This is a genomic window from Pseudomonas sp. NPDC087814 (assembly GCF_044742865.1).
GTDB lineage: Bacteria > Pseudomonadota > Gammaproteobacteria > Pseudomonadales > Pseudomonadaceae > Aquipseudomonas.
Genome location: NZ_JBIUVK010000033.1, coordinates 22,444 through 48,247 on the forward strand (window position 1 = coordinate 22,444; position 25,804 = coordinate 48,247).

Consider the following 25,804-nt stretch of genomic DNA (forward strand, 5'->3'; position numbering starts at 1 on the left):
CAACGGCACCCGAAACGGCACCAGTGGCCGCAGCCGGACGTCAGTTGGCATAAATCGCACGATATCATATGGCCATACAGGCTATTCCGGGCAGTTATTTTATCCGTCACAATCGGCTGCCAAGCCCCGTTTCTGCGGGCTGCAGCCAAGGTTTACGGGCGCTAGCAGACAAGTGCCCCGCTGTCGAGATATGGCGCCGAGGGTCCTTTGCGTATACTGCGCAGATGTTCTCCCCTACTGCTTTACGCCCGCGATGCGCCAAATGGCTCTTCGTTACCGGACTCTTCCTGCTGCTCAGTGCGTGTGTGGATAAACCCAACACGCTCGAGCGAATCAAGGAGGATGGCGTATTGCGGGTGGTCACCCGAAACAGTCCGGCCACTTATTTCCAGGACCGTAACGGCGAAACCGGCTTCGAATACGAACTGGTAAAACGTTTTGCCGACGAGTTGGGGGTAAAGCTCGAGATCGAGGCGGCCGACAACCTGGATGACCTGTTCTCGCAGATCGGCAAACCCAACGGCCCGGTACTGGCCGCCGCCGGCCTGGTCAGCAGTGAACAGCGTCGCCAGCAAGTGCGTTTCTCCCACCCTTATCTGGAAGTCACCCCGCAGATCATCTACCGCAACGGCCAGTCCCGGCCGACCACCGCGGCAGACCTGGTGGGCAAGAAGATCATGGTGCTCAAGGGCAGCACCCACGCCGAGCAACTGGCGCAGCTGAAAAAACAGTTTCCCGGAATTGACTACGAAGAGTCTGACGCCGTTGAGGTGGTCGACCTGCTGCGCATGGTGGATGAGGGCCAGATCGACCTGACCCTGGTGGACTCCAACGAAGTGGCGATGAACCAGGTGTACTTCCCCAACGTGCGGGTGGCCTTTGACCTCGGTGACGCCAGCCATCAAGCCTGGGCGGTTGCCGCCGGTGAAGACAACAGCCTGCTCAACGAGGTCAACAACTACCTCGACAAGGTGGAAAAGAACGGCACGCTGCAACGCCTGAAAGATCGCTATTACGGGCACGTCGATGTACTCGGCTACATGGGCGCCTACACCTTCGCCCAGCATCTGCAGCAGCGCCTGCCCAAATACGAGAAACACTTCCGGGCCTATGCCAAGGAAGAAAAGGTCGACTGGCGCCTGCTGGCGGCCATCGGCTACCAGGAATCACTCTGGCAGCCGGCGGTGACCTCCAAGACCGGCGTGCGCGGCCTGATGATGCTGACCCAGAACACGGCGCAGGCCATGGGCGTGTCCAACCGCCTGGACGCCAAGCAGAGCATCATGGGCGGCGCCAAGTACCTGGCCAAGATCAAGGATGAGCTGGACGACAAGATTGCCGAGCCGGACCGCACCTGGTTTGCCCTGGCGGCGTACAACGTCGGCACCGGCCATTTGGACGACGCGCGCAAGCTGGCCGAAAAAGAAGGCCTGAACCCGAACAAGTGGCTGGACGTGAAGAAGATGCTGCCGCGCCTGTCGCAGAAGCAGTGGTACAGCAAGACGCGTTATGGCTATGCCCGTGGCGGTGAGCCCGTGCATTTTGTGGCGAACATCCGGCGTTACTACGACATTCTGACGTGGGTGACGCAGCCGCAGCTGGAAGGCAACCAGGTGGTCGAAGGCAACCTGCATGTGCCGGGTGTGGACAAGACCAAGCCGACAGAAGAAACCCCGCCGCTGTAATCCCCCGATTCTCCAAACACCACAAAACCAATGTGGGAGCGGGCTTGCTCGCGAAGGCGGTGGTTCAGCCAGCACATGGATTGACTGACACACCGCCTTCGCGAGCAAGCCCGCTCCCACATTTGATCTTCGTCGTCTTATAGAGCGGTGTTCAGGCCGGTAAGCAGGTGCACCACCCCACCCGCCAACACCATCACGCCCGGCACGCCTGCCGCCTTGAGCGCCTGCGCATCCAACCGCCCCGCATCCTGCAACTGCACCCGCACCCGGGTCAGTGCTACCCGCTGCTGCGACTTGAGATTCTCCGCGCCGCCCAGCGCATTCAGCACTGCCGGGGCCAACAGTGTTTCGCTCACTGGAGCTGCCTGCGGCGTTTCAAGCACCAGATCCGGCGTCAGGGCCTTCCAGAACGCCCGCTGAAATTTCTCGAACATGTCAGTTCTCCACAACCAATGAGGTTTCAACGGTAGCCGCGTGATACAGGCGTAACGCCTCGCGAACCTGCGACGCTTCTTCCAGGCCCAGCACCTGGCGGGCGATGGATTGGCAGTCCGCCAGGTCCAGCTCGCGCACGGTAGCCTTGATGGTCGGGATCAGCGGCACGCTGACCGACAACTCATCCACCCCCAGCCCGATCAGCACCGGCACCGCCAGCGCTTCAGACGCCAACGCCCCACACACGCCGACCCACTTGCCATGGGCATGGGCCGCCTTGACGGTGGCGGCGATCAGGCGCAGCACCGCCGGGTGAAAGCTGTCGGCCTGGCTGGCGAGGCGCGGGTGATCGCGGTCCATGGCCAGGGTGTATTGGGTCAGGTCGTTGGTGCCGATGGAGAAGAAATCCACCTCCGGCGCAAACAGATCGGCCATCAATGCCGCCGATGGCACTTCGATCATGATTCCCAGCTTCGGCAGTTCCGTCAGCCCCAGGGCCAGCGCTTCCTCTTCAAGAATCTGCCGCGCCAGGCGCAGCTCCGAGAGCAGGCTGACCATCGGCAACATGATGTGCAAACGGGCGAAACCGGCACTGGCGAGAATTGCACGGAATTGTTCACGCAACAGTTCCGGGCGCTCCAGGCACAGGCGAATCCCGCGCAGGCCAAGGAACGGGTTGGTCTCGCTGTCCATCGGCACATAGGCCAACGGCTTGTCGCCACCAACGTCGAGGGTGCGCACCACCAGATTGCGCTGCGGGCCCAATGCACGGGCGATGGCGCTGTAGGTGCCCGCCTGCTCTTCGGGGCTCGGCGCGCGGTTGCGGTCCAGGTAGAGGAACTCGGAACGCAGCAAACCAACGCCTTCGCCCCCCAGGGACAATGCCTGCTCCACCTCCTGCAACGATGCGACGTTGGCCGTCACTTCGACATGATGACCGTCGCGGGTCGTAGCGGGCAACGACGCCTGCTCCACTTCCCGCTGGCGGCGCAGCACTTGTTGTTGGCGGCTGGCTTGCAAGTGTTCGATCTCGGCCAGGTCCGGGTCCAGGTGCAACTCGCCCTTGTCGGCATCCAGCAGCACTTGCTTGCCGTTGGCCAGTTCCAGCACCTGCGCCGGCACCCCGCAGATGGCCGGCAAGCCAAGGGCGCGGGCGAGAATGGCGACGTGGCTGGTAGCGCCGCCGCCCACCGTCACAAAACCCAGCACCTTGCGCGTGTCGAGGCTGGCGGTTTGCGAAGGCGTAAGTTGTTCGGCAATCAGGATTGCCTGCTCCGGCAAATCCCAGGCGCTGTCCTGAACCCCGAGGATCAATTTCAGCACCCGCTGGCCAACGTCTGCCAGGTCGGCAGCGCGCTCGGCAAGCAAGGCGTTGCCCAGGCCCTGGAAGAGCGTGGCGGTGGCCTCGGTGGCGCTGTTCCAGGCGAAGGCCGCGCTCTTGCCCTGGTCCAGCAGGTCGCGGGTTTGTTCCAGCAGGGCCGGATCGTCCAGCAACTCCTGATGGGCGCGGAAGATCTCGGACTGGGCAGTGCCGACGGCCTTTTCCTGCAGGGCTTGCAGCGCCTGATTGGCGTTGTTCAGGGCATGGGTCAGGGCCGCACGTTCCAGCGCTTCACCTTTGCCGGTCTCTACGAACGTCAGTGCCGGCTCCTTGACCTGCACCACCTGGCCAAACGCCGAACCGGGCGAGGCGCACACGCCGCGCAGCAAGGTCGCCGATGAATCAGGCGCCACGGGTGCAGCGCCAGGTTGAGGAGCCGCGACGGTTTCACCGCAGCCTTCGGCCAGCAAGGTCACCAGCGCCTGGATCGCCGCTTCGGCATCCTCGCCGGCCGCGCTGACTTGCAAGGTGTCACCCTGCACCGTTTGCAACGCCATGATCCGTACCAGCGACTTGGCGTTGGCGCTCTCGGTTTGCTTGTGCAGGTAAATACTCGCCTTGAAGCCTTTGGCCGCCTGCGCCAGCACCGCCGCCGGGCGCGCATGCAGGCCGTTGGCGTTGGGCAAGGTCAGTGGCCTGGAGAACAGGGCGTCACCCTCCTCGTCTTTCACCTCGTCGGCAACGGCTTGCGGCGTGACTCGCAGCAGTGGCTGCCCCACGTCCACCAGGCCCTGCTCGGGCGTCAGCAGCTTGAAGGGCTCGCCACTGACCACCAGCATCAGGGTCAGCAAACTACGGGCATTGAGCGCCACGTAGTCGGCATCGAATTCAATCAGCGGTTGCCCGGCTTCCACCCGCTGGCCTTCCTCGACCAATCGGGTGAAACCCTTGCCCGCCAGGTTCACGGTGTCCAGGCCGATGTGCATCAGCACCTGGACGCCGTTGTCATCGGTGATGCTCACCGCATGACCACTGTCCTGGATATTGCTGATCACCCCGGCCAGTGGCGCGCAGAGGGTCTGCGAGGTCGGATCGATGCACAGGCCATCGCCGATCAGGCGACTGGAGAACACCGGATCAGGCACCTGGTCCAGGGCGAGCAGCACCCCGGACAATGGCGCCAGCAATTCCAGGGATTGGGTTGTGGTCATGACTTCACCTGCTGTTTGGTTCTGTAAAAATCATTGGGCATCGACGGCTTATTTCCACCAGTACTCAACCTGCACACCAAAGTTGGAGCCATGCAACGCCGAGCCATAACTGCCGGTGTCGGACAACGCCGAACCTGCCGCCAGTTCATTGGCCGCACGCTTGGCCGCTTCGTTCCAGGTCGCGTAGGTGTAATACAAGCGCACTTCCGGTCGTGCCCAGAAATCCGGGCCTTTGGGCGACCAGGTCGGGGCGAACGTAAATTTGCTCAGCTTGCGCGTGCCACCGGTGGCCTCGACCTGATCATGACCGAGTTCGGTGACCAGCTTGAACTGTTCGGAAATCGCATAGGCCGGGCGCACGCCCAGCGACATCCAGGTCTGATCCTGGCTGCCCGGGCGAATATCCTTCTGGTACACGGCCTCGATCTGCCCGCCAAACCGTGGCGTCACTTGCCAGTCGAAGAACTCCACTGCGCGGTAGCTCTTGCTGCTTTTATCGAGGAAGGTATCGCCGGTATAACCGAGGCCGGTGCCGGGGCCTTCGCCGTACTGCAGGGCAAATTTGTTGCGCCCGCCGAGGAAGGGTTTCTGCACATGCTGGGCGGTAATGGCCCAGCCGCTGTTGGTGTCACGGCCACCGGCTTTTTCGATATAGCTCAAGCCCAGTTCCAGCTCGCCGCCGGGGTTGGTCTTGAACCCGGCCACGTTAAAGTCGTGACGGGTGGCGTATTCCTTCTGGTACAGGTTGTCCTTGCGGGAAAGTGCGTAGCTGTATTTCAGGTCGCCGATTTTCACGTCCTCGATACCGCCACCCGTGGCGCTCTGGTTCCAGTAGTAGAAGTCGGAGATATGGATATCGTTTCGTTTGTAGTAGCGCCGGCCGGCCCACAGCGAACCGCCGTTGAGGCTGGGGATGTTCGACCACTGCGCGTACATCTGCGGCATGCGTGCCGAGCCGTTGTCTTCGCCCTGGAACTTCAGCGCCCGGTCGTACTTGTTGTACAGCGAAGCCATGGCGTCGACGCTGAACACCGAGCCGTCGTCGAGGGTCAGCAGGTCCTGGCGCAATTCGAGTTCGGCGTACTGCTCGCACTCGTTGCCCAGGCGGTATTTGGATTGTGCACCCGGCAACTGGAAGCACTGCTGCTTGCCACTGCCGGTTGAAGTCCCCGCACCGCTACGCAAGTAGCCGGCAAATTCCAACGCCTGGGCTGCCATCGGCAAGGTCAGGCAGGATGCAACGAGGCCCAGCTTTATTGTTGTTTTCATGAAGCACTCCGATATTTTTATTATGTTTTTTTAAGCGCCCCGGCTCTCCCACGCCGGGGGTAAAGCGGGTCTCAGTCCTTGAGATGCAGCACAAACGATTCATACGGGCGCAGCGAGACCTGGCTCGAGCGCTGTGGGCAGTCGTCGTAGTTGCTGATCAGCAGGCGTTGCTCACTCGCCGCCGTCAGCAGGCCATCGGGCAGTTCGATCTGGCATGGCGTGCCGTAGAAGTTGTTCAGCACCAGCAGGCGTTCGCCGTGGCCTTCGCGCAGGTACGCCCAGACCTGGGTGTGCTGCGGCAGCAGTTGGCGATAAACGCCTTCCTGAATCAGCGGCTCATGCCGACGCAGCTTGATCAGCGCACGGTAGTGATGCAGTACCGATTGCGGGTCATCCAGCTCGCTTTGCACGTTGATCTGCGCGGCGTTGGCCGGGATGCCGATCCACGGTTCGCCGCGGCTGAAGCCAGCGTTTTGCTCGGCATTCCATTGCATCGGTGTGCGGCTGTTATCGCGGGACTTCTGCATGATCGCCGCCATGCTCGATGCCTCGGACTCACCGGCCTCACGCTTGAGCCGATAGATGTTCAGCGTCTCGACATCCCGGTATTGGTCGATGGTGTCGAAGCCCGGATTGGTCATGCCCAACTCTTCGCCCTGGTACACGAAAGGCGTGCCCTGGAGGAAGTGCAGCGCAGTGGCGAGCATCTTCGCCGAGACCACGCGGTGCTCGCCGTCGTCACCAAAACGCGAGACCACCCGCGGCTGGTCGTGGTTACACCAGAACAGCGCATTCCAGCCGCCACCGGCCTGCATGCCGAGTTGCCAGTCGGACAGAATCTGCTTGAGTTGCAGGAAGTCGAAGTCGGCCGCGACCCACTTCTGCAGGTTCGGATAATCGACTTTCAGGTGGTGAAAGTTGAAGGTCATCGACAGCTCTTTCGACTCTGGATTCGAATAACGAATGCAGTGCTCAAGGCTGGTGGACGACATCTCGCCGACGTTGATCAGGTCATGCCCCTCGAACACTTCACGGTGCATTTCCTTCAGGTATTCATGCACGTTCGGGCCGTCGGTGTAGAAGCGCCGACCGTCGCTGTTGTCTTCCGGAAAATCCGCCGGCTTGGAGATCAGGTTGATCACGTCCAGGCGGAAACCGCCCACGCCCTTGTCGCGCCAGAAGCGCATCAACTTGAACACTTCGGCGCGCACCTTGGGGTTGTCCCAGTTCAGGTCGGCCTGGGTGTGGTCGAACAGGTGCAGGAAGTACTGGCCGGTCTGCGCCTCGTATTCCCAGGCCGAGCCGCCGAACTTGGATTCCCAGTTGTTCGGCTGGTCGCGCCAGATGTAGAAGTCGCGGTACGGGTTGTCGAGGCTGCTGCGGGCCTGCTGGAACCACTCGTGTTCGATGGAAGTGTGGTTGACCACGATGTCGAGCATCAGCGTGATGCCGCGCTTGGCGGCTTCGCTGATCAGCAGGTCGCAATCGGCCATGGTCCCGTAGCTCGGGTCGATGGCGTAGTAGTCGCTGATGTCGTAGCCGTTGTCGCGCTGGGGCGAGCGCAGGAACGGGGTGATCCACAGGCAGTCGACGCCCAGCCACTTCAGGTAATCGAGCTTGTCCACGATGCCCAGCAGGTCACCGGTGGCGTTACCCGCGTGGCTGTGGAAGCTTTTGGGGTAGATCTGGTAGATCACCGAATGTTGCCAGTTTTGCATGACGGGTTCCTTCAATCTGGAAATGCGATCAACTGTGGGAGCTGGCTTGCCTGCGATAGCGGTAGATCAGGCGACCCGGTATCCGGGCCGGACAATTTTCATGCTCAACACACAGGTCAAAACAAACGGCACGACAATCGCGACGACCATGCCGATGACAAAACTTGGGATGTACTGCGGGATGATCGAGATGAACCCGGGCAAGCCACCGACGCCGATGGCCGAGGCCTGCACCTTGTTCAGCGAGAGGAAAATACTGCCCAGCGCCGAGCCGGTCAGCGCCGCGTAGAACGGAAACTTGAAGCGCAGGTTGACCCCGAACATCGCCGGCTCGGTGATGCCGAAGTAGGCGGAAATCGCCGAGGTGGACGCCATGCTCTTGTCCCGTGCATTGCGGCTCATGTAGAACACGCCGAGCGCCGCGCTGCCCTGGGCCAGGTTGGACATGACGATCATCGGCCAGATAAAGGTGCCGCCCTGGGTGGAGATCAGTTGCAGGTCCACGGCGAGGAACATGTGGTGCATGCCGGTGATCACCAGCGGTGCATACAGCAGGCCGAAGATTGCGCCGCCGACCATCGGCGCCAGGTCAAACAGGGTGACCACGCCTTCGGTGATCAGGATGCCGAGGTGGCGGGTCACCGGGCCGATGATCGCCAGCGCCAGTACGCCGGTGACGACGATGGTAGTGATCGGCACCACCAGCAACTGAATGGCATTCGGCACCCGTGCCCGCAGCCATTTCTCAATCACGCTCATCACGTAGGCGGCCAGCAGGATCGGCAGGATCTGGCCCTGGTAGCCGACCTTCTCGATCTTGAACCAGCCGAAAATATCGAAGTACGGCAGGCTCTGGCCGTCGAGGCCGGCGACCGCCTTGCCGTAGTTCCAGGCGTTGAGCAGATCGGGGTGCACCAGCATCAGGCCGAGGACAATGCCGAGGATTTCACTGCCACCAAAGCGCTTGGCCGCCGACCAGCCCACCAGTGCCGGCAGGAACACGAACGAGGTGTTGGCCATCAGGTTGATCAGGCTCCACAGGCCATCCAGGTTCGGATAGGCGTCGAGCAAGGTCTTGTCCGCGATGAACATGCCCTTGGCGCCCATCAGGTTGTTCACCCCCATGAGCAAACCGGCAATGATCAGCGCCGGCAAAATCGGCATGAACACATCGGAGAACACCCGCACCAGGCGCTGCATCGGGTTTATTTTGTCGGCGCTTTTCTGTTTCACCTCCGCGATGGTCGACGCGGCGAGGCCCGTTTGCTCACGCAGGGCGGCGTAGACTTTTTCCACTTCGCCGGGGCCGATCACGATCTGGAACAGGCCGCCGGTGAAGAACGAACCCTTGACCAGGTCGACCTGGTTCAGCTCGCCGCTGTTGGCCAGGCTCGGGTCCTTGAGGGCCAGGCGCAAGCGGGTCACGCAGTGGGCAGCTTGCTCAAGGTTGTCGCTGCCGCCAAGGTTCTTGAGAATCTCGCGGGCAATATTCGGATAGTCGTGGCTCATGCTTGGTATCCACTCTGGTTTTTTTTATTGGGCGGTCATAGGCAGCACGCCGAAGCCAAAAGTACTCGTCTGTACGAGTTAAAGCAATAACTCGTATGTACGAGTTTGAAAATGATTAATTTTCTGTTTTTTGAGTCAGAAATTTCCGAGTTCTACAATGGGTTGCATGGACAAACCCCATCGCTGCCACTAAGGTTCCTGCCTTGAACGCCAACGCGGCACAGAGCCCTTCCCCATGAGTAAATACAACCAGATCTATACCGATCTGCTTGCCAGCATCACCACCGAACGCCTGCAACGCGGCACGCGCCTGCCCTCCGAAACCGAATTGATGGACGCCTACCAGGCCAGCCGTGGCACGGTACGCCGGGCGATCGAGCAATTGCAGGAGCGCGGCTTCGCGCAAAAGATCCACGGCAAGGGCACCTTCGTGCTGTCACCCAACCCCATCGAGTTCCAGCTCGGCGGTATCGTCAGCTTTCGCGAGACCCATGCCGCCCTCGGCGACGACGTCAGTACCGAAGTGGTGGAGTTCAGCCAATTCCCGCTGGAAGGCCCGTTGATGCAACACATTGAGGCCGAAGCTGGCAGCCTGATTACCCGGGTCAAACGGGTGCGGCGGATCGACGGCAAACGGGTGATCCTCGACATCAACCACTTCGTCGCCGACCTGATACCGGGGCTGGATCGGGAGATTGCCGAGCAGTCGATCTATGCGTTTATCGAACAGACCTTGCAGCTGCAGATCAGCTATGCCCAGCGCACCATCGAAGCGCTGCCACGGGGAAAGGACGATCAGACACACCTGGACCTCGAAGGTCAGAGCCATGTGATCGTGGTGAGCAACCAGACGTTTTTGCAGGATGGACGGCAGTTCGAGTACACCGAGTCGCGGCATACGCTGGATAAGTTTTACTTTTCGGATATTGCGCGGCGGTAGACAAACGCCAGAAACACAAAACCCCGGCACCAGGCCGGGGTTTTGTTATTCAGCGCTCACCTGCTACGGCAGGATCATTCCCACTCAATGGTCGCCGGCGGCTTGCTCGACACGTCATAAGTCACGCGCGAAATACCTTCAATCTCATTGATGATACGGCCGCTGACCGTCTCCAGCAGTTCGTACGGCAGGTGTGCCCAACGGGCGGTCATGAAGTCGATGGTTTCCACCGCACGCAGGGCCACAACCCAGGCGTAACGACGGCCATCGCCGACCACGCCAACCGACTTCACCGGCTGGAACACTACGAACGCCTGGCTGACCTTGTGGTACCAGTCGGCCTTGCGCAGTTCTTCGATGAAGATGTGGTCGGCGCGACGCAGCAGGTCGGCGTATTCCTTCTTCACTTCACCGAGGATCCGCACGCCCAGGCCCGGGCCCGGGAATGGGTGGCGGTAGACCATGTCGTACGGCAGGCCGAGTTCCAGGCCCAGACGACGGACTTCGTCCTTGAACAGTTCGCGCAGTGGCTCTACCAGCTTGAGGTTCATTTCCTCAGGCAGGCCGCCCACGTTGTGGTGGGACTTGATCACGTGGGCCTTGCCGCTCTTGGCGCCGGCCGATTCGATCACGTCCGGGTAGATGGTGCCCTGGGCGAGGTACTTGATGTTGTCCAGTTTGTTGGACTGGGCATCGAATACGTCGATGAAGGTGCGACCGATGATCTTGCGCTTCTTCTCCGGGTCGGACTCGCCGGCCAGGTTGTTCAGGAACTGATCTTCAGCGTTGGCGCGGATCACCTTGACGCCCATGTTCTCGGCGAACATGGCCATCACTTGCTCGCCTTCGTGCAGGCGCAGCAGGCCGTTGTCGACGAAGACGCAGGTCAGTTGGTCGCCGATGGCCTTGTGCAGCAGCGCCGCAACCACGGAGGAGTCAACGCCGCCGGACAGGCCCAGCAGGACGTTGTCGGTGCCGACCTGGGCACGTACGTTGGCGATGGCGTCTTCAGCGATCTTCGACGGGGTCCACAGGGCTTCGCACTGGCAGATGTCGAGGATAAAGCGCGACAGGATGCGACCGCCTTGCTTGGTGTGGGTCACTTCCGGGTGGAACTGCACGCCGTAGTAGCCGCGCTCGTCGTTGAACATGCCGGCAATCGGGCAGCTCGGGGTGCTGGCCAGGATGTGGAAGTCTTCCGGCATCCGGGTGACCTTGTCACCGTGGCTCATCCATACGTCGAGGCCAAACAGGCCGTCGGCGTCGATGTGGTCTTCGATGCCGTCCAGCAGGCGGCTCTTGCCGACCACGTCGACACGGGCGTAACCGAACTCACGCAGCTCGGAACCTTCAACCTTGCCGCCCAGTTGCTCGGCCATGGTCTGCATGCCGTAGCAGATACCGAAGACCGGCACGCCCAGGTCAAACACCGCCTGCGGGCAACGCGGGCTGTTGGCTTCGTGCACGGACTCGGGGCCGCCGGCGAGAATGACGCCTTTTGGAGCGAATTCGCGAATCGCTTCGTCGTCCATGTCGAACGGATGCAGTTCGCAGTACACGCCGATTTCACGCACGCGGCGGGCGATCAGCTGAGTGTACTGGGAACCGAAGTCGAGGATCAGGATGCGGTGGGCGTGAATGTCGAGGGCCATGAGATCAGTCTCGTCTAATGAATCAGAAACAACTCGGGGCTGAATAAGACAGCCCCGGTTACTTAACTATTTGCTGGAAGCATCAACCTACGCGGTAGTTTGGCGCTTCCTTGGTGATCTGTACGTCGTGTACGTGGGACTCGGCCATGCCGGCACCGGTGATCCGCACGAACTCAGGCTTGGTGCGCATTTCTTCGATGTCGGCGCTGCCGGTGTAGCCCATCGAGGAACGCAGGCCGCCCATCAGTTGATGGATGATGGCGCTCAGGGTGCCCTTGTACGGAACACGCCCTTCAATGCCTTCCGGTACCAGCTTCTCGGCGCCCGCGGAGGAGTCCTGGAAGTAGCGGTCGGAAGAGCCTTGAGCCTGGGACATGGCGCCCAGGGAACCCATGCCACGGTAAGCCTTGTACGAACGACCCTGGAACAGTTCGATCTCGCCCGGCGCTTCTTCAGTACCGGCGAACATCGAGCCCATCATCACGCAGGAAGCACCGGCGACGATGGCCTTGGACAGGTCACCGGAGAAACGGATGCCGCCGTCGGCGATCAACGGTACGCCAGTGCCTTCAAGGGCCGCGGCGACGTTGGCGATGGCGCTGATTTGCGGCACGCCTACACCGGCCACGATACGGGTGGTGCAGATCGAGCCAGGGCCGATACCGACCTTGACCGCATCAGCACCGGCTTCGGCCAGGGCCTTGGCGGCAGCGCCGGTGGCAATGTTGCCGCCGATCACTTGCACGTCAGGGAAATTCTGTTTGACCCAGCGAACGCGGTCGATCACGCCTTTGGAGTGACCGTGGGCAGTGTCGACCACCACCACGTCAACACCGGCAGCCACCAGGGCCGCTACACGGTCACCGGTGTCTTTGCCGGTACCGACCGCAGCGCCTACGCGCAGACGACCTTGATCGTCCTTGCTGGCCAGCGGGTAAGCCTTGGCTTTTTCGATGTCGTTGACGGTCATCATGCCCTTGAGGGCGAATTTGTCGTCGACGATCAGTACGCGTTCGATGCGGTGCTTGTGCAGCAGCTCGCGCACATCGTTCTTGTCGGCGCCTTCCTTGACAGTAACAAGGCGCTCTTTAGGCGTCATCACTTCACGGACGGTGACTTCAAGACGGTTCTCGAAACGCACGTCACGGGAAGTGACGATGCCGACCAGGTCGCCATCGTGCAGCACCGGAACGCCGGAGATGTTGTGCAGGCGGGTCAGGTCGAACAGGTCACGAACGGTGGCATCGGCCTCGATGGTGATCGGGTCCTTGACCACACCGGCTTCGTAACGCTTGACCTTGCGAACTTCGGCAGCTTGCTGCTCGATGGTCATGTTCTTGTGGATGATGCCGATGCCGCCTTCCTGAGCCATGGCGATTGCCAAACGGGCTTCAGTGACGGTGTCCATGGCAGCGGAAACCAGAGGAATATTCAGCTCGATGCCACGGGTTAGGCGGGTCTTGAGACTGACTTCGTTAGGAAGCACCTCGGAATAACCGGGCACTAGGAGAATGTCGTCGAATGTCAGAGCTTCTTGGCTGATACGCAGCATCGCGGGGGCTCCCGAGCGGGAAAATGGAAGCGCGCCATTATAGTCAGACACCCCCTCGGGTTCAATGTAAAACTCTGACAAACTTGGTAATACTGATAGATGGATGATTTTTGCAGCACTGATCGTTCCCACGCTCTGCGTGGTAACGCCGCTTTGGACGCTCCGCGTCCTGGCCAGGGCGACGCGGAGCGTCACGGGAAGCGTTCCCACGCGGGAGCGTGGGAACGATCACATCGGATTAAAGTTCGACTTTGACCCAACTCATCTTCTGGTCCAGCCAGTCGGCAAATTCGTCGATAAAACTCTGCTTGAACCCCGCCTCCGCCCAGTTATTGAAGATGAATCCCAGGTTGGAAAAGCCGCATTCCTGCAGGAACAGGAAACCGTTGATGTCGTCCTCATGCCCACACAGCGGGCAGGTGAAGTTATCGGTGTGGCCGGGCATCCAGTCTTCCAGGCTTTCGAACAGGGCTTCGCCGACTTCCTTGAGGCACTCGGGACAGCCGGCCTCTTCCAGGAAGCCTTTGGCCGGAGTGTAGATGCAGCGCTTGTAGATGATCTCCAGGCCGTTGATCGGCTCGTTGAACGGCAGCGCGTCGGGGTGCAGCACCACGGCGCGGGCACCGTCGGCCAGGGCATAGCCCATGCGGTTGCCGGTGCGCCCGCAGGTGGTGAGTTCTTCCTTGACGATGTTCTTGCGCACCAGCCAGCGCACGATCGCCCGGGCGCGGGGTTCGTGGACGGGTAGCGTGGAGATTTTCGGGACAAGGATGCTTTGGGAATTCATGGGAGTCCTGCGGCGTGGCTACTGGCGCCTTCGCGAGCAAGCCCGCTCCCACAGGGGGAATGCGTTCCAAATGTGGGAGCGGGCTTGCTCGCGAAGAGGCCCTGAAGGCTGGCAGCTTAATCCCTGAAACAATCAGGTCAAGTACTCAAGTAACGGGCAATCAAGGCAATGCCACTGGCCAGCACCAGCCAGGTCACCAACCGCACAAACGCCTCGCGGGACATGCGCAGGGTCAACCGCCGCCCCGCCCACAGCCCGAGCGCCATGGCCGGCAACAGGCACACCGCCAACATCAACAAGGGTAGCTCGGCATACACGCCCGCGATCAGAAACAGGCTCAGGCGCACCACCGTGCTGCAACTGATCAACGCACTCTGGGTCGCCCGCGCGCCATCCTTGGGCAATCGGCTGTTGAGGTAGATCGCATACAGAAAGCCGCCACTGCCAAACAACGCGCCAAACAGCCCGCCGACAACCCCCATGGGAATCGCCCAGCCGGCTGCCATCTGCGTGGGCTTGGCCTTCACCGCCAGGCTGTAGATCGCATAGGCGCTGATAAACAGCCCCATCAACAGCAGCAATAAATCAGAGTGCAGGTTGAGCAGGAAGATCACCCCAAGGGTGCAGCCAATCGCCATGCACGGCAGTAGCCTGAACAACTCCGGTTTCACCACATCCCGGCGCGATTGCAGAAGGTTGCCGAAGGCCGCGACAAAATCCAGCAGCACCAGCAAGGGGATGATCTTCGACAGCGGCATGAACAGAATCAGGATCGGCCCCGCCACCAATGCGGTACCAAAGCCTGCAATGCCGAACACGATATACGCCAGGGCAATCGCCACGCCGATCACCAGCCAGTCCACACCGCCAAACGACCAATGACTCAACAGCTCGACCGGACTCATGACGTATTCCTTATTAGAGATGGCCATCACTTTAGCCATTGGCAAGCGTTGCGACTAATATCTTCAAAGCCCATCACTCATCTCGAAAAGGCATGACTTGTGATTTCCACCCGGCAATTGCGTTACTTCGTCGAAATCGCCGAGAGCGGCAGCTTCAGCGCAGCGGCCGAGCGGCTGTTTGTGGCGCAATCGGCACTGAGCCGGCAGATCAAGGAGCTGGAAAACCTGCTGCAAACGCCGCTGTTTGAACGCACTGCGCGCCAGCCACGGCTGACGGCTGCGGGCGAGGCTTTTTATCCGCGGGCACGCAACCTGCTGGGCGAACTGCTCAAGGCCAGTGAGATGGCGACGCAAGTGGGCAATGGACAGCTCGGCACGCTACGAATGAGCCATTCGAGCACGGTGCCGATGAGTGGCCGCCTGCTGCGCGGCATCGGTGCCTGGCTGGAACGATGCCCGGGCGTGTCGATGGACATCGCCAAACTGTCCTCCGAAGCCCAGTTGGAAGAAATCGCCGACGGCCGACTGGAGGTCGGGCTGTTGCGCTTACCGGTGTTGCGCCAGCGCGAAGGCGTGCGCATCGTGCCTTTATATAGCGAAAGGCTGTTGCTGGCCGTGCCGCCGAACCACCGGTTGGCCGGGCACACATCCGGTATCGATTTGGCGCAACTGAAGAACGAAGCGTTTATCTCGATCCCTCACCCCCAGCGCGGAGGGCTGAGTTACCTGTCAGCCGAGTTGTGCATGCGTGCAGGATTTTTCCCCAAGGCGGCGCGGGTGATGTCGCGCAAGACCACGCAGCTACAGCTGATCCAGGCCGGATTCGGAATCGCCTTGCTGCCGGAGTCGATGCGGGACATTGCGCCGGCCAACATCCATTTTTTACCCCTGGCCGATCCCGATTGCCAAAGCACCGTCGCCCTCGCCTGCCAGCAAACGCCGAGCGCGCTGGTGGAGCAGTTCTGTCAAACCCTGCACGAATGCCTATAAACTGCCGCCCATGATTAAAGATCCCTTTGCCCGTCTGGGCCTGGACCGCGAAGTCCTGACTGTCAGCCAGCTCAACGGCCGCGCGCGGGTGTTGCTGGAAGACGTGTTCACCAATATCTGGGTCGAAGGCGAGATCTCCAACCTCGCCCGCCCGGCCTCCGGCCACGTGTATTTCACCCTCAAGGACAGTGGCGCCCAGGTGCGTTGTGCGCTGTTCCGGCAGAACGCCGCACGGGTGCGCCAGGCGTTGAAAGACGGCCTGGCGGTGAAGGTGCGGGGCAAGGTCTCGCTGTTTGAGGGCCGTGGCGACTATCAGCTGATTCTCGACACGGTGGAGCCGGCCGGTGACGGCGCACTGCGCCTGGCCTTCGACGCGCTGAAGGAAAAACTCAGCGCCGAAGGCCTGTTCAGTGCCGAGCGCAAGGTGCCGCTGCCCGCCCACCCAAGGCGCATCGGGATTATCAGCTCGCCCACCGGCGCGGTAATTCGCGACATCATCAGCGTGTTCCGCCGCCGGGCACCCAACGTGGAACTGACGTTGATCCCGACAGCCGTACAAGGTCGTGAAGCCGTGGCGCAGATCGTCCGCGCACTGAAGCTGGCCGATGCACGCGGCTTCGACGCGCTGATCCTGGCCCGTGGCGGCGGGTCGCTGGAAGACCTCTGGTGCTTCAACGAAGAAGCCGTGGCGCGTGCGGTGGACGCCTGCGTGACGCCCATCGTCAGCGCCGTTGGCCATGAGACCGATGTGTCGATCAGCGACTTTGTCGCCGACGTACGCGCCCCAACGCCTTCCGCCGCTGCCGAGTTGTTGGCGCCGGACTCCAGCCACCTGACTCGCCAGGTAGAGAACCTGCACCGCCGCCTGGTGATGCTGATGCGCAACCGCCTGACTCACGACCGCCTGCGCCTGGAAGGCATGGCTCGTCGCCTGCGTCACCCGGGCGAGCGCCTGCGCCAACAGGCCCAGCGCCTGGATGACCTGGACATGCGCCTGCGGCGTGCCTTCGAGCGCAGCCTCAACACCCGTCGCGAGCGTTTGATCCGCCTGGAAACCCGCCTCGCCGGCCAACACCCCGGCCGCCAACTGGCGCTGTTGCGCCAACGCCTGGACAGCCTTGCCGAACGCCTGCCCCGTGCCATGCGCGAAGGCCTCAAGGCCCGTCGCCTGCAACTGCAAAGCCAGGTGCAGACGCTGCACGTGGTCAGCCCGCTGGCGACGCTTGGACGCGGCTACAGCATCTTGCTCGACGAACGCGGCCAGGCGATTCGCAACGCCGCGCAAACCCACACCGGGCAGCGCCTGACCGCGCGCCTCGGTGAAGGCCAATTGCAGGTACGGGTGGAAGACAACCACCTGACGCCCGTCACCCTCTCGTTACTGGATTGATTGATGCCACGCTTTTTAAGTTTGTTGATGCTGCTGTGCCTGACCTTTAACGCCCATGCCGACAGCTACATCACCCGGCTGCTGAACAAGCCGGTGCCCGGTGGCGTGGCGGTGGTCGACCTCGGCACTTCGGCCACGGCGCCCAAAGCCACCTACATGAACCGCCCAGTGCTGGTGGTGAAGGAGCAAAACAACTGGCTGGCGATTGTGGGCATCCCGCTGACGGTCAAGCCCGGCACCCAACGCATCACCAGCGGCAGCCAGAACCTGCCGTTTGTCGTGGGCTTCAAGAAATACCCCGAGCAGCACATCACCCTGAAGAACAAGAGCCAGGTGAACCCGGACCCAGCGCAACTCAAGCGCATCGAAGGCGAGCTGGCAGTCCAGCTCAAGGCCTATCGCAGTTTCAGCCCGAACACGCCGAGCAACCTGCTGCTGGACAAGCCGGTGAACGGGCCGCTGTCGAGCAAGTTCGGCGTGCGACGTTTCTTCAATGGCGAGGAGCGGAATCCGCATTCCGGCCTGGACTTTGCCGTGGGCGCCGGCACGCCGATCAAGACCCCGGCAGCGGGCAAGGTGATCCTGACCGGCAACTACTTCTTCAACGGCAACACCGTGTTTGTCGACCATGGCCAGGGCTTTATCAGCATGTTCTGCCATATGTCGAAGATTGATGTGAGCGTGGGCCAGCAACTGGCTCGTGGTGCAGTGGTGGGCAAGGTCGGTTCCACCGGCCGGGCGACCGGGCCGCATATGCATTGGAACATCAGCCTGAACGACGCACGGGTGGATCCGGCGATCTTTATCGGCGCGTTTCAGCCCTGACGCTCAATTGCGCACCCGGCAACGGGTGCGCAAACAAAACAACCTCGCGCACAATTCTCAACCATAAAATCTCGTTTTCCTCAGTAATAGCAGAACTTCTCTCAATTTTTTCCGACTGCTTGCCATCTTTCACCCCGGCGGTTAGGGTTGGACCTATGAAAACCTCTCACACCCTCATTCAGCTCCGCCAGCACCGCAGCCTGTGCCTAGTCAGCGCACGACTGCCAGGCTGAATCGATCTGCCTCGTCTTCTGCTTTATCCCCAATAACAGTTTTACGGCAGGCCGCCTTTTCTCGGCCCCTAGACAAAGGATTTCCCGATGAGCATGCTCAAAGACCCGTCTTCGAAGTACCGCGCGTTCCCGACCATTGATATCCCGGACCGCACCTGGCCTTCGAAAACCATCACCACCGCGCCGATCTGGTGCAGTTCCGACCTGCGCGACGGCAACCAGTCGCTGATCGAACCGATGGACGCGGTGAAAAAGCTGCGTTTCTGGAAGACCCTGGTCGCCGTCGGTGTGAAGGAAATCGAAGCCTCCTTCCCGGCCGCATCGCAAACCGATTTCGACTTCGTGCGCACCCTGATCGAAGACAATCACATCCCCGAGGACACCACCATCCAGGTGCTGACCCAGGGCCGTGAAGACTTGATCGCGCGCACCTTCGAATCCCTGCGCGGGGCGAAGAAAGCCATCGTTCACTTGTACAACGCCACCTCGCCGTCGTTCCGCCGCATCGTGTTCAACCAGGACAAGGACGGCATCAAGGCCATCGCGGTCAACGCGGCCAAGCTGTTCGTCAAATACGCCGCCCAGCAGCCGGAAACCCAGTGGACCTTCGAATACTCGCCAGAGACGTTCAGCGCCACTGAGCTTGAGTTCGCCAAGGAAGTCTGTGACGCGGTGATCGAGGTCTGGAACCCGACGCCTGAGCACAAGGTGATCCTCAACCTGCCAGCCACCGTCGAGTGCGCCACCCCGAACATCTATGCCGACCAGATCGAGTGGTTCGGTCGTCATATCAACCGTCGCGACAGCGTGATCATCAGCCTGCACACCCACAACGACCGTGGCACCGGCGTAGCCGCCACCGAGTTGGGCCTGATGGCCGGCGCCGACCGTGTCGAAGGCTGCCTGTTCGGCAACGGCGAGCGTACCGGTAACGTCGACCTGGTCACCGTGGCCTTGAACATGTACACCCAGGGCCTCGACCCTCAGCTGGACTTCTCCGACATCGACGGCATCCGCAAGGTAGTCGAAGAGTGCAACCAGATCCCGGTGCACCCGCGTCACCCGTACGTCGGCGACCTGGTTCACACCGCCTTCTCCGGCTCCCATCAGGACGCGATCCGCAAGGGCTTCACCCAGCAGAAAGACGACGCCTTGTGGGAAGTGCCGTACTTGCCGATCGACCCGGCCGACATCGGCCGCAGCTACGAGGCGGTGATCCGCGTCAACAGCCAGTCGGGCAAAGGCGGCATCGCCTACCTGCTGGAGCAGGAATACGGCATCAGCTTGCCGCGCCGCATGCAGATCGAGTTCAGCCAGGTGGTACAGGCCGAAACCGACCGCGTGGGCCTGGAGATGACCGCCGCGCAGATCTACAGCTTGTTGCAGCGTGAATACCTGCAAGCCAACATTCCTTACGCGCTGGTCAGCCATCGCTTGCAGGAAGAGAACGGCAACAGCTCGGTGGAAGTTGAAGTCTCCGGCAAGGGCCAGGGCGAAACCAACCTGCGCTGGCACGGCAAAGGCAACGGCGCCCTGGAAGCGCTGGTGGCCGGGCTGCCGATTGGTGTGGAGATCATGGATTACAACGAACACGCGATTGGCGCCGGCACCAATGCCAAGGCGGCGGCCTACATCGAGCTGCGAGTGAACGGTGAGCGTCCGGTGCATGGCGTGGGCATTGATGAAAACATCACCACGGCGAGCTTCAAGGCGGTGTTCAGCGCGCTGAACCGCTCGTTGAGCCAGCTGGAAGCGAAAGCGGCATAAACACGACCGCTGAAATGCGAAAGGCCCCGGGACGAGAATCCAGGGGCCTTTTTTATGATCGTTCCCACGCTCCGCGTGGGAATGCAGCTCGGACGCTCCGCGTCCCGAAGCGTGACGCGGAGCGTCACAAGAGGCGTGCCCACGCAGAGCGTGGGAACGATTTATACGAACTCGAAGCTGTCCGCATCCAGGTTCGCCGGGAAGCGCGTGCGGTACTCCGCCAATTCCGCTGCGTCCAGGCACACCTGGAACACCCCGTCCGCCTCCCCTGCGCTCAGCAGGCTTTCGCCCTGGAAGTCCACGACCTGGCTGTCGCCGGTGTAGGCAAAGCCCTTGCCGTCCGTGCCCACCCGATTCACCGCCGCCACGTAGCACAGGTTTTCAATGGCCCGTGCCGGCAGCAGACGGTTCCAGTGCTGGCGACGTGCGCCCGGCCAGTTGGCGGTGTACAGCAGCAAGTCAGTGTCCTGGGCGTCACGACTCCACACCGGGAATCGCAGGTCGTAGCAGATCAACGGACGAATCCGCCACCCCTTGAGTTCGAACTGCACCTGGCGCTCGCCGGGGGTGTAGTGGTCGTGTTCACCGGCCATACGGAACAGGTGACGCTTGTCGTAGTGCAACACCTCACCATCCGGTCGCGCCCACAGCAGGCGGTTGCGGTGACTGCCATCGGCGGCCTGGATGATCACGCTGCCGGTGATCACCGCGTTGTACTTCTTCGCCTGGGCCTGCAGCCATTGATGGGTGGGGCCGTTTTCAGGCTCGGCGAGGGTTTCCGATTCCATCGAGAAACCGGTGGTGAACATCTCCGGTAGCACGATCAGGTCGGCACCCTTGGCCTGTTCCAGCAGCAGTTCAAAATGCTCCAGGTTGGCCTGGCGGTCGTGCCAGGCCAGGGTGGTTTGCACCAGGGCGATGTTCAGGTTGGGCAGTGCACTCAGATCACGCATAGTTTCTCGGCTGCTTGACGCAGCGTCTCCTCGCGTTTGGCAAAGCACAGTCGCACCAGGCGCTGGCCTTGCGGTGGGTTCTGGTAGAACTCCGAGACCGGAATGGTCGCAACGCCGTGTTCGCGGGTCATCCACAGCGACATGGCGACGTCATCCAGGTCCGGGCGAATCTGTGAGTAATCCACCAATTGAAAGTAGGTACCGGCCACCCGGGTAAAGCTGAAACGCGACGGTTCCAGCAGGTCGCAGAACAGGTCGCGCTTGGCTTGATAAAAAGCCGGCAGCTCCTCGACGTGTTCCGGGTGTTCGGCCATGAAGTCTGCCAAAGCGTACTGCAACGGGGTCACGCCGCAAAAGTTGACATATTGATGCACCTTGCGCAGCTCGGCGCTGAGGGCTGGCGGCGCGACCACGTAGCCGGTTTTCCAGCCGGTGACGTGGTAGGTCTTGCCGAACGAACTGACCACAAACGCACGCTGATACAGCTCTTCGTGGGCCAACACGCTGACGTGGGGCACACCGTCGAACACCAGGTGCTCGTAGACCTCGTCGCTGACCAGGTAGATGTCGCGGTCGCGGATCAACTCGGCCAACTGGTCCAGCTCGGCACGGCTGATCAGGGCACCGGTGGGGTTATGCGGGCTGTTGAGGATGATCATGCGGGTGCGCGGCGACAGCGCAGCGCGCAGTTGCTCGAAGTCCAGGGCGAAATCATCCAGGCCCAGTTGCACGTGTACGCAGCGACCGCCTGCCAGTTCCACAGAAGGCTCGTAGCTGTCGTAGGCCGGATCGAACACGATGACTTCATCACCGCTGCGGATCACCGCCTGGATCGCACAGAAGATCGCTTCAGTGGCGCCTGGGGTGATGGTCACTTCGCTGTCGGCATTCACCGTTGCGCCATAGCTGCGGGCGATCTTGGCCGCCACTTGCTGGCGCAGTACCGGCAGGCCGGTCATCGGGGCGTATTGGTTATGGCCCAGGGCAATGTGTCTGCCCACTCCATCGAGCAACTCCTGGGGCCCGTTAAAGTCGGGAAAGCCCTGGGACAGGTTGAGCGCACCGGTTTCGGCAGCGAGTTGCGACATGGTGGTGAAGATGGTGGTGCCGACATTCGGCAGCTTGCTGGTGATCATCGGTGCGCCCCTTGCGGTGAGCCCCAAGTTTTAAGCTGCATGCCGCGAAGGGTCAACCGCCAGGCACAAAAAAAGGGCTCCGAAAGAGCCCTTTTTCAACCGATCAGGATCAGCGCTTGTCGCGGCGCTTTTTGTCGGCCTTCTTGTGGTGCGTCATCATCCGGCGCTTTTTGTTTACCTGGCGGTCGGTGAGGCTGTTCTTGTTACCTTCGTACGGGTTCTCGCCACCCTTGAACTCGATACGGATCGGCGTACCGACCAGTTTCAAGACGCGGCGGTAGGTATTTTCCAGGTAACGCACGTAGGACTTCGGCACCTTCTCCAGCTGGTTACCGTGAATCACGATAATCGGCGGGTTGGCACCACCCAAGTGAGCGTAGCGCAGCTTGATCCGACGGTTGTTGACCATCGGCGGCGCGTGCTCGCTGACCGCATCTTCAAGAATCTGGGTCAGGCGGTTGGTCGGCCAGCGGGTAACCGCGGACTTGAACGAGTTCTGCACCGAGGCGTAGAGGTTACCCACGCCGGTACCGTGCAGTGCCGATATAAAGTGGATATCGGCAAACTCGACGAAGAACAGGCGACGCTGCAGCTCGACCTTGACGTAGTCGCGCTCGCTCGGCGTCATGCCGTCCCACTTGTTGATCGCAATCACCAGGGCGCGACCGGCTTCCAGGGCAAAGCCCAGCAAGTTCAGGTCGTGGTCTACCACGCCTTCGCGGGCGTCCATGACGAAGATCACTACGTTGGCGTCTTTGATCGCCTGCAGGGTTTTCACCACGGAGAACTTTTCAACTTCCTCGTGGATCTTGCCGCGCTTGCGCACACCGGCAGTGTCGATCAGCGTGTACTTCTCGTCGTTACGCTCGAACGGGATGTAGATGCTGTCGCGAGTGGTGCCCGGCTCGTCATAGACGATTACCCGGTCTTCACCGAGCATGCGGTTGACCAGGGTCGACTTGCCGACGTTCGGACGGCCGATGATCGCGATCTTGATACCGTCTTTTTCGCTTGGGCCAGGAATGCGCTTGGCTTCCTCGCCTTCGGCAACGATTTCTTCTTCGCCTTCGACTTCATCCACGTCATCACGCGGGAAGTCGCGCAGGGCGATTTCCAGCATCTGGGTGATGCCGCGACCGTGGGCACCGGCGATCGGGATCGCATCGCCCAGGCCCATCGGGCTGAACTCGGCGCGGGCCATTTCAGGATCGATATTGTCGATCTTGTTGGCCACCACGTAGGAACGCTTGTTGCGCTTGCGCAGGTGCTCGCCAATCATCTGGTCTGCAGCGGTGTAGCCCGCGCGGGCGTCCACCAGGAACAACACGACATCAGCTTCTTCAATGGCCAGCAGCGACTGCTCGGCCATCTTTTCGTCCATGCCATGCTCGTCACCGGAGATACCACCGGTGTCGACAATAATGTAGGAGCGCCCTTGCCACTTTGCCTCACCGTATTGGCGATCACGGGTCAGACCGGACAAGTCGCCGACGATGGCGTCGCGAGTCCTGGTCAGGCGGTTGAACAAGGTGGACTTGCCGACGTTCGGTCGGCCCACCAGGGCGATTACGGGAACCATGCGGCTCTCCACTTCGTTATTTCAGAAAATACAAAAGCCGCTGCAAGGCAGCGGCTGGTGCTCGGGGCAGCGCTCGAAAGCGCCGCATGCCCTGCCGAAGCAGGGCCGCCTGGGAATTACCCCAAGCATAGTCAAACCATTACTTGATGGTCAGCGCTTCCAGTTTGCCGCTGTTGCCATACACGTAAAGCATGTTACCTACCACCAGCGGACGGGCACGCAGGCCGTCGCTGTCGATACGTTCGCGACCCACGAAGCGACCGTCCACCTGGCTCAGCAGGTGCAGGTAACCTTCAAAGTCGCCTACCGCCACGTAGCTGGAGAACACTTCCGGTGCCGACAACTGACGGCGGGCCAGGGAGTCGTTGCTCCACAATGCAGTGGTGGAACGCTCGTCGACACTTTCAACGGTGCCGGACGCCAGGCTTACGTAGACGCTGCCAAACCCTTGGGCGACACCGGCGTAGCTGGAAGCATCACGCTGCCAGTTGATCCGGCCGCTCTGCACGTCCAGCGCCGCAACACGGCCCTGATAAGTAGCGACGTAAAGGGTATCACCCGACAGCAGCAAGCCACCGTCGATGTCCACTACGCGGTCCAGTTCCGAACGACCTTGAGGAATCGCGACCCGGGTTTCCCAGGCCGGCACGCCGTTCTGGGTGTCCAGGGCGACCACTTTACCGGTCGACAGGCCTGCCAGTGCCAGGTTGCTGGTCACAACCGGACCGCTGGTACCGCGCAAGGTCAGGACCGCCGGCGTGCTGTCATACAACCAGCGCTGGTTACCGGTGGCGGCGTCGAGGCCGATCACACGGTCATCCTGGGTCTGCACGACAACCACGTCACCGTTGGTAGCCGGTGGCGAGAGCACTTCACTAGTCACGCGAGCGCGCCATTTCTCTTCACCGGTGCTCGAATCCAGTGCCACGACGTCGCCTTTCAGCGTGCCGAGCATCACCAGGCCAGAACCCACGCCAACGGCGCCGGACACAGGCAGTTCGAGGTCTTTCTTCCACTTGACGTCGCCGTTCATGCGATCCATGGAGACCACAACACCGGTGGAATCAGCGGCGTAGATAGTGTCACCGTCGATCGCCGGGACCATCAGGTTGTACAGATCGCCCTGACCGTCACCAATGGAGCGGCTCCACTGCTTTTGCAGGACCACTTCTTCCTTGAAGCTGGTCAGCTCGGCCGGAGGCAGTTCTTTTTTGCTGTTGCTGCTGCAACCCGCGGCCAAAACGGCCAGAGCCAGCAATGCTGCATGTTTCCAACGGATCTCGTCACGCATCCGGTTTGGCCAAGTCGTCGAGCTTGATTTGTAAGCCACCGACCGCCGCTTCATCAGACAGCGCCGCCTTGGCTTTTTGGTACGCAGCATTGGCTTCGTCGGTACGACCCAATTGGACCAGGAGGTCGCCCTTGAGCTCTTCACGAGTGGCCAGGAATGCCTTGTCAGCATCGCCGTCGAGCAGTTTCAGTGCTTCGTCGGCCTTGTTCTGTGCCGCCAGTACCTGAGCCAGACGCTGACGTGCGATTTCACCCAGTGTCGGGTTGGCCGGCTTGTCGGTGATGGCTTTCAGCTCGGAGGCGGCGTCATCCAGCTTGCCGTTGTCGACCGCAACTTTTGCGACGAACAGGCTGCCGTATTGCGCGTAGGTGCTACCGCCGAATTCGCTCTTCAGCTTGCCGGCCAGGTCTGCAACCTGGGCGAGGTCAGGCTTGCCGTTTGGCGTCAGCGTGGTTTCCAGCAGTTGCTGATAGATAATCGAGGCGCCTTGCGACTGGTTAGCCTGATACTTGTGCCAGGCTTGCCAGCCGAACACCACTACTAAAGCCAGCAAGCCGCCAGTGACCAGGGGCTTGCCGTTGCGCTGCCACCAGTCTTTGAACTCGGCCAGCTGGTCATCATCAGTACTCGACACCCCAATACTCCTTAATCGCTAA

Annotated in this window: 20 protein-coding genes; 6 read left to right on the forward strand and 14 right to left on the reverse strand. The window is 61.2% G+C overall.

Features of this window, described 5'->3' with window-relative positions:
* Positions 1-224 precede the first annotated feature (224 nt).
* A complete protein-coding gene (mltF, locus tag ACIOMR_RS21310) occupies positions 225-1,685 on the forward strand; it encodes a membrane-bound lytic murein transglycosylase MltF (RefSeq protein WP_177008154.1) in 1,461 nt (486 codons plus the stop codon).
* Between the two features lie 137 nt (positions 1,686-1,822).
* On the opposite strand, the gene ACIOMR_RS21315 is transcribed toward mltF, so the two are convergent.
* The 5 genes from ACIOMR_RS21315 to treP form a co-directional block, all read right to left on the reverse strand.
* On the reverse strand, positions 1,823-2,119 hold the full coding sequence (locus tag ACIOMR_RS21315; RefSeq protein WP_003209625.1) for a PTS transporter subunit EIIB: 297 nt from the start codon (positions 2,117-2,119) through the stop codon (positions 1,823-1,825).
* Between the two features lies 1 nt (position 2,120).
* Positions 2,121-4,652, reverse strand: a complete 2,532-nt coding sequence (gene ptsP, locus ACIOMR_RS21320; RefSeq protein WP_177116665.1) for a phosphoenolpyruvate--protein phosphotransferase — start codon at positions 4,650-4,652, stop codon at positions 2,121-2,123.
* 48 nt (positions 4,653-4,700) lie between these two features.
* Positions 4,701-5,921 carry a carbohydrate porin gene (locus ACIOMR_RS21325; protein WP_087695126.1) on the reverse strand — a complete coding sequence of 407 codons (1,221 nt, stop codon included), beginning with the start codon at positions 5,919-5,921 and terminating at the stop codon, positions 4,701-4,703.
* A 71-nt stretch (positions 5,922-5,992) separates the two neighbouring features.
* Positions 5,993-7,639: an alpha,alpha-phosphotrehalase gene (treC, locus tag ACIOMR_RS21330; protein ID WP_178903275.1), complete on the reverse strand. Its 1,647-nt coding sequence runs from the start codon at positions 7,637-7,639 to the stop codon at positions 5,993-5,995.
* Positions 7,640-7,705: 66 nt separating this feature from the next.
* Positions 7,706-9,148: a PTS system trehalose-specific EIIBC component gene (gene treP, locus ACIOMR_RS21335; RefSeq protein WP_401196231.1), complete on the reverse strand. Its 1,443-nt coding sequence runs from the start codon at positions 9,146-9,148 to the stop codon at positions 7,706-7,708.
* 235 nt (positions 9,149-9,383) lie between these two features.
* On the opposite strand from treP, the gene treR reads away from it, so the two are divergent.
* Positions 9,384-10,088, forward strand: coding sequence for a trehalose operon repressor (gene treR, locus ACIOMR_RS21340; protein WP_003209636.1), 705 nt, complete (start codon positions 9,384-9,386; stop codon positions 10,086-10,088).
* Between the two features lie 74 nt (positions 10,089-10,162).
* On the opposite strand, the gene guaA is transcribed toward treR, so the two are convergent.
* From guaA to ACIOMR_RS21360, 4 genes are all read right to left on the reverse strand, one after another.
* Entirely contained in the window at positions 10,163-11,740 is a 1,578-nt protein-coding gene (guaA, locus tag ACIOMR_RS21345) for a glutamine-hydrolyzing GMP synthase (RefSeq protein ID WP_003209644.1), read from the reverse strand.
* An 82-nt stretch (positions 11,741-11,822) separates the two neighbouring features.
* Entirely contained in the window at positions 11,823-13,292 is a 1,470-nt protein-coding gene (guaB, locus tag ACIOMR_RS21350; RefSeq protein WP_003209646.1) for an IMP dehydrogenase, read from the reverse strand.
* 238 nt (positions 13,293-13,530) lie between these two features.
* Entirely contained in the window at positions 13,531-14,079 is a 549-nt protein-coding gene (locus ACIOMR_RS21355) for a hypothetical protein (protein ID WP_003209647.1), read from the reverse strand.
* Positions 14,080-14,216: 137 nt separating this feature from the next.
* A complete protein-coding gene (locus ACIOMR_RS21360; RefSeq protein WP_003209649.1) occupies positions 14,217-14,984 on the reverse strand; it encodes a sulfite exporter TauE/SafE family protein in 768 nt (255 codons plus the stop codon).
* Positions 14,985-15,083: 99 nt separating this feature from the next.
* On the opposite strand from ACIOMR_RS21360, the gene ACIOMR_RS21365 reads away from it, so the two are divergent.
* The 4 genes from ACIOMR_RS21365 to leuA all read left to right on the forward strand — a co-directional run bounded on the left by ACIOMR_RS21365 (position 15,084) and on the right by leuA (position 20,189).
* Positions 15,084-15,974 (forward strand): LysR family transcriptional regulator, encoded by an 891-nt coding sequence (locus ACIOMR_RS21365; RefSeq protein ID WP_177020411.1) that lies wholly within the window; start codon positions 15,084-15,086, stop codon positions 15,972-15,974.
* 10 nt (positions 15,975-15,984) lie between these two features.
* On the forward strand, positions 15,985-17,364 hold the full coding sequence (xseA, locus tag ACIOMR_RS21370) for an exodeoxyribonuclease VII large subunit (RefSeq protein WP_003209653.1): 1,380 nt from the start codon (positions 15,985-15,987) through the stop codon (positions 17,362-17,364).
* Between the two features lie 3 nt (positions 17,365-17,367).
* On the forward strand, positions 17,368-18,189 hold the full coding sequence (locus tag ACIOMR_RS21375; protein WP_008438272.1) for a peptidoglycan DD-metalloendopeptidase family protein: 822 nt from the start codon (positions 17,368-17,370) through the stop codon (positions 18,187-18,189).
* Between the two features lie 320 nt (positions 18,190-18,509).
* Positions 18,510-20,189 carry a 2-isopropylmalate synthase gene (leuA, locus tag ACIOMR_RS21380; protein WP_003209657.1) on the forward strand — a complete coding sequence of 560 codons (1,680 nt, stop codon included), beginning with the start codon at positions 18,510-18,512 and terminating at the stop codon, positions 20,187-20,189.
* Positions 20,190-20,350: 161 nt separating this feature from the next.
* Here leuA and ACIOMR_RS21385 read toward each other — a convergent pair whose 3' ends face one another.
* From ACIOMR_RS21385 to ACIOMR_RS21405, 5 genes are all read right to left on the reverse strand, one after another.
* Positions 20,351-21,142 (reverse strand): amidohydrolase, encoded by a 792-nt coding sequence (locus tag ACIOMR_RS21385; RefSeq protein WP_003209658.1) that lies wholly within the window; start codon positions 21,140-21,142, stop codon positions 20,351-20,353.
* Entirely contained in the window at positions 21,130-22,278 is a 1,149-nt protein-coding gene (locus tag ACIOMR_RS21390) for a pyridoxal phosphate-dependent aminotransferase (RefSeq protein WP_401196238.1), read from the reverse strand. Before ACIOMR_RS21390 ends, ACIOMR_RS21385 begins: the two co-directional genes overlap by 13 nt.
* A gap of 109 nt (positions 22,279-22,387) precedes the next feature.
* Entirely contained in the window at positions 22,388-23,857 is a 1,470-nt protein-coding gene (gene der / locus ACIOMR_RS21395) for a ribosome biogenesis GTPase Der (RefSeq protein ID WP_003209661.1), read from the reverse strand.
* Positions 23,858-23,996: 139 nt separating this feature from the next.
* Positions 23,997-25,148 (reverse strand): outer membrane protein assembly factor BamB, encoded by a 1,152-nt coding sequence (gene bamB, locus ACIOMR_RS21400; protein WP_401196241.1) that lies wholly within the window; start codon positions 25,146-25,148, stop codon positions 23,997-23,999.
* Entirely contained in the window at positions 25,141-25,782 is a 642-nt protein-coding gene (locus tag ACIOMR_RS21405) for a YfgM family protein (protein WP_401196244.1), read from the reverse strand. Before ACIOMR_RS21405 ends, bamB begins: the two co-directional genes overlap by 8 nt.
* Positions 25,783-25,804 lie beyond the last annotated feature (22 nt).

What these genes read in the sequence shown, in the direction of transcription:
- treR (WP_003209636.1), top strand. Translation starts at nt 9,384, where the DNA reads ATGAGTAAATACAACCAGATCTATACCGATCTGCTTGCCAGCATCACC.
- ACIOMR_RS21360 (WP_003209649.1), bottom strand. Translation starts at nt 14,984, where the DNA reads ATGAGTCCGGTCGAGCTGTTGAGTCATTGGTCGTTTGGCGGTGTGGAC.
- treP (WP_401196231.1), bottom strand. Translation starts at nt 9,148, where the DNA reads ATGAGCCACGACTATCCGAATATTGCCCGCGAGATTCTCAAGAACCTT.
- bamB (WP_401196241.1), bottom strand. Translation starts at nt 25,148, where the DNA reads ATGCGTGACGAGATCCGTTGGAAACATGCAGCATTGCTGGCTCTGGCC.
- guaA (WP_003209644.1), bottom strand. Translation starts at nt 11,740, where the DNA reads ATGGCCCTCGACATTCACGCCCACCGCATCCTGATCCTCGACTTCGGT.
- ACIOMR_RS21325 (WP_087695126.1), bottom strand. Translation starts at nt 5,921, where the DNA reads ATGAAAACAACAATAAAGCTGGGCCTCGTTGCATCCTGCCTGACCTTG.
- ACIOMR_RS21355 (WP_003209647.1), bottom strand. Translation starts at nt 14,079, where the DNA reads ATGAATTCCCAAAGCATCCTTGTCCCGAAAATCTCCACGCTACCCGTC.
- mltF (WP_177008154.1), top strand. Translation starts at nt 225, where the DNA reads ATGTTCTCCCCTACTGCTTTACGCCCGCGATGCGCCAAATGGCTCTTC.
- ptsP (WP_177116665.1), bottom strand. Translation starts at nt 4,652, where the DNA reads ATGACCACAACCCAATCCCTGGAATTGCTGGCGCCATTGTCCGGGGTG.
- xseA (WP_003209653.1), top strand. Translation starts at nt 15,985, where the DNA reads ATGATTAAAGATCCCTTTGCCCGTCTGGGCCTGGACCGCGAAGTCCTG.
- der (WP_003209661.1), bottom strand. Translation starts at nt 23,857, where the DNA reads ATGGTTCCCGTAATCGCCCTGGTGGGCCGACCGAACGTCGGCAAGTCC.
- treC (WP_178903275.1), bottom strand. Translation starts at nt 7,639, where the DNA reads ATGCAAAACTGGCAACATTCGGTGATCTACCAGATCTACCCCAAAAGC.
- ACIOMR_RS21315 (WP_003209625.1), bottom strand. Translation starts at nt 2,119, where the DNA reads ATGTTCGAGAAATTTCAGCGGGCGTTCTGGAAGGCCCTGACGCCGGAT.
- leuA (WP_003209657.1), top strand. Translation starts at nt 18,510, where the DNA reads ATGAGCATGCTCAAAGACCCGTCTTCGAAGTACCGCGCGTTCCCGACC.
- guaB (WP_003209646.1), bottom strand. Translation starts at nt 13,292, where the DNA reads ATGCTGCGTATCAGCCAAGAAGCTCTGACATTCGACGACATTCTCCTA.
- ACIOMR_RS21385 (WP_003209658.1), bottom strand. Translation starts at nt 21,142, where the DNA reads ATGCGTGATCTGAGTGCACTGCCCAACCTGAACATCGCCCTGGTGCAA.
- ACIOMR_RS21375 (WP_008438272.1), top strand. Translation starts at nt 17,368, where the DNA reads ATGCCACGCTTTTTAAGTTTGTTGATGCTGCTGTGCCTGACCTTTAAC.
- ACIOMR_RS21390 (WP_401196238.1), bottom strand. Translation starts at nt 22,278, where the DNA reads ATGATCACCAGCAAGCTGCCGAATGTCGGCACCACCATCTTCACCACC.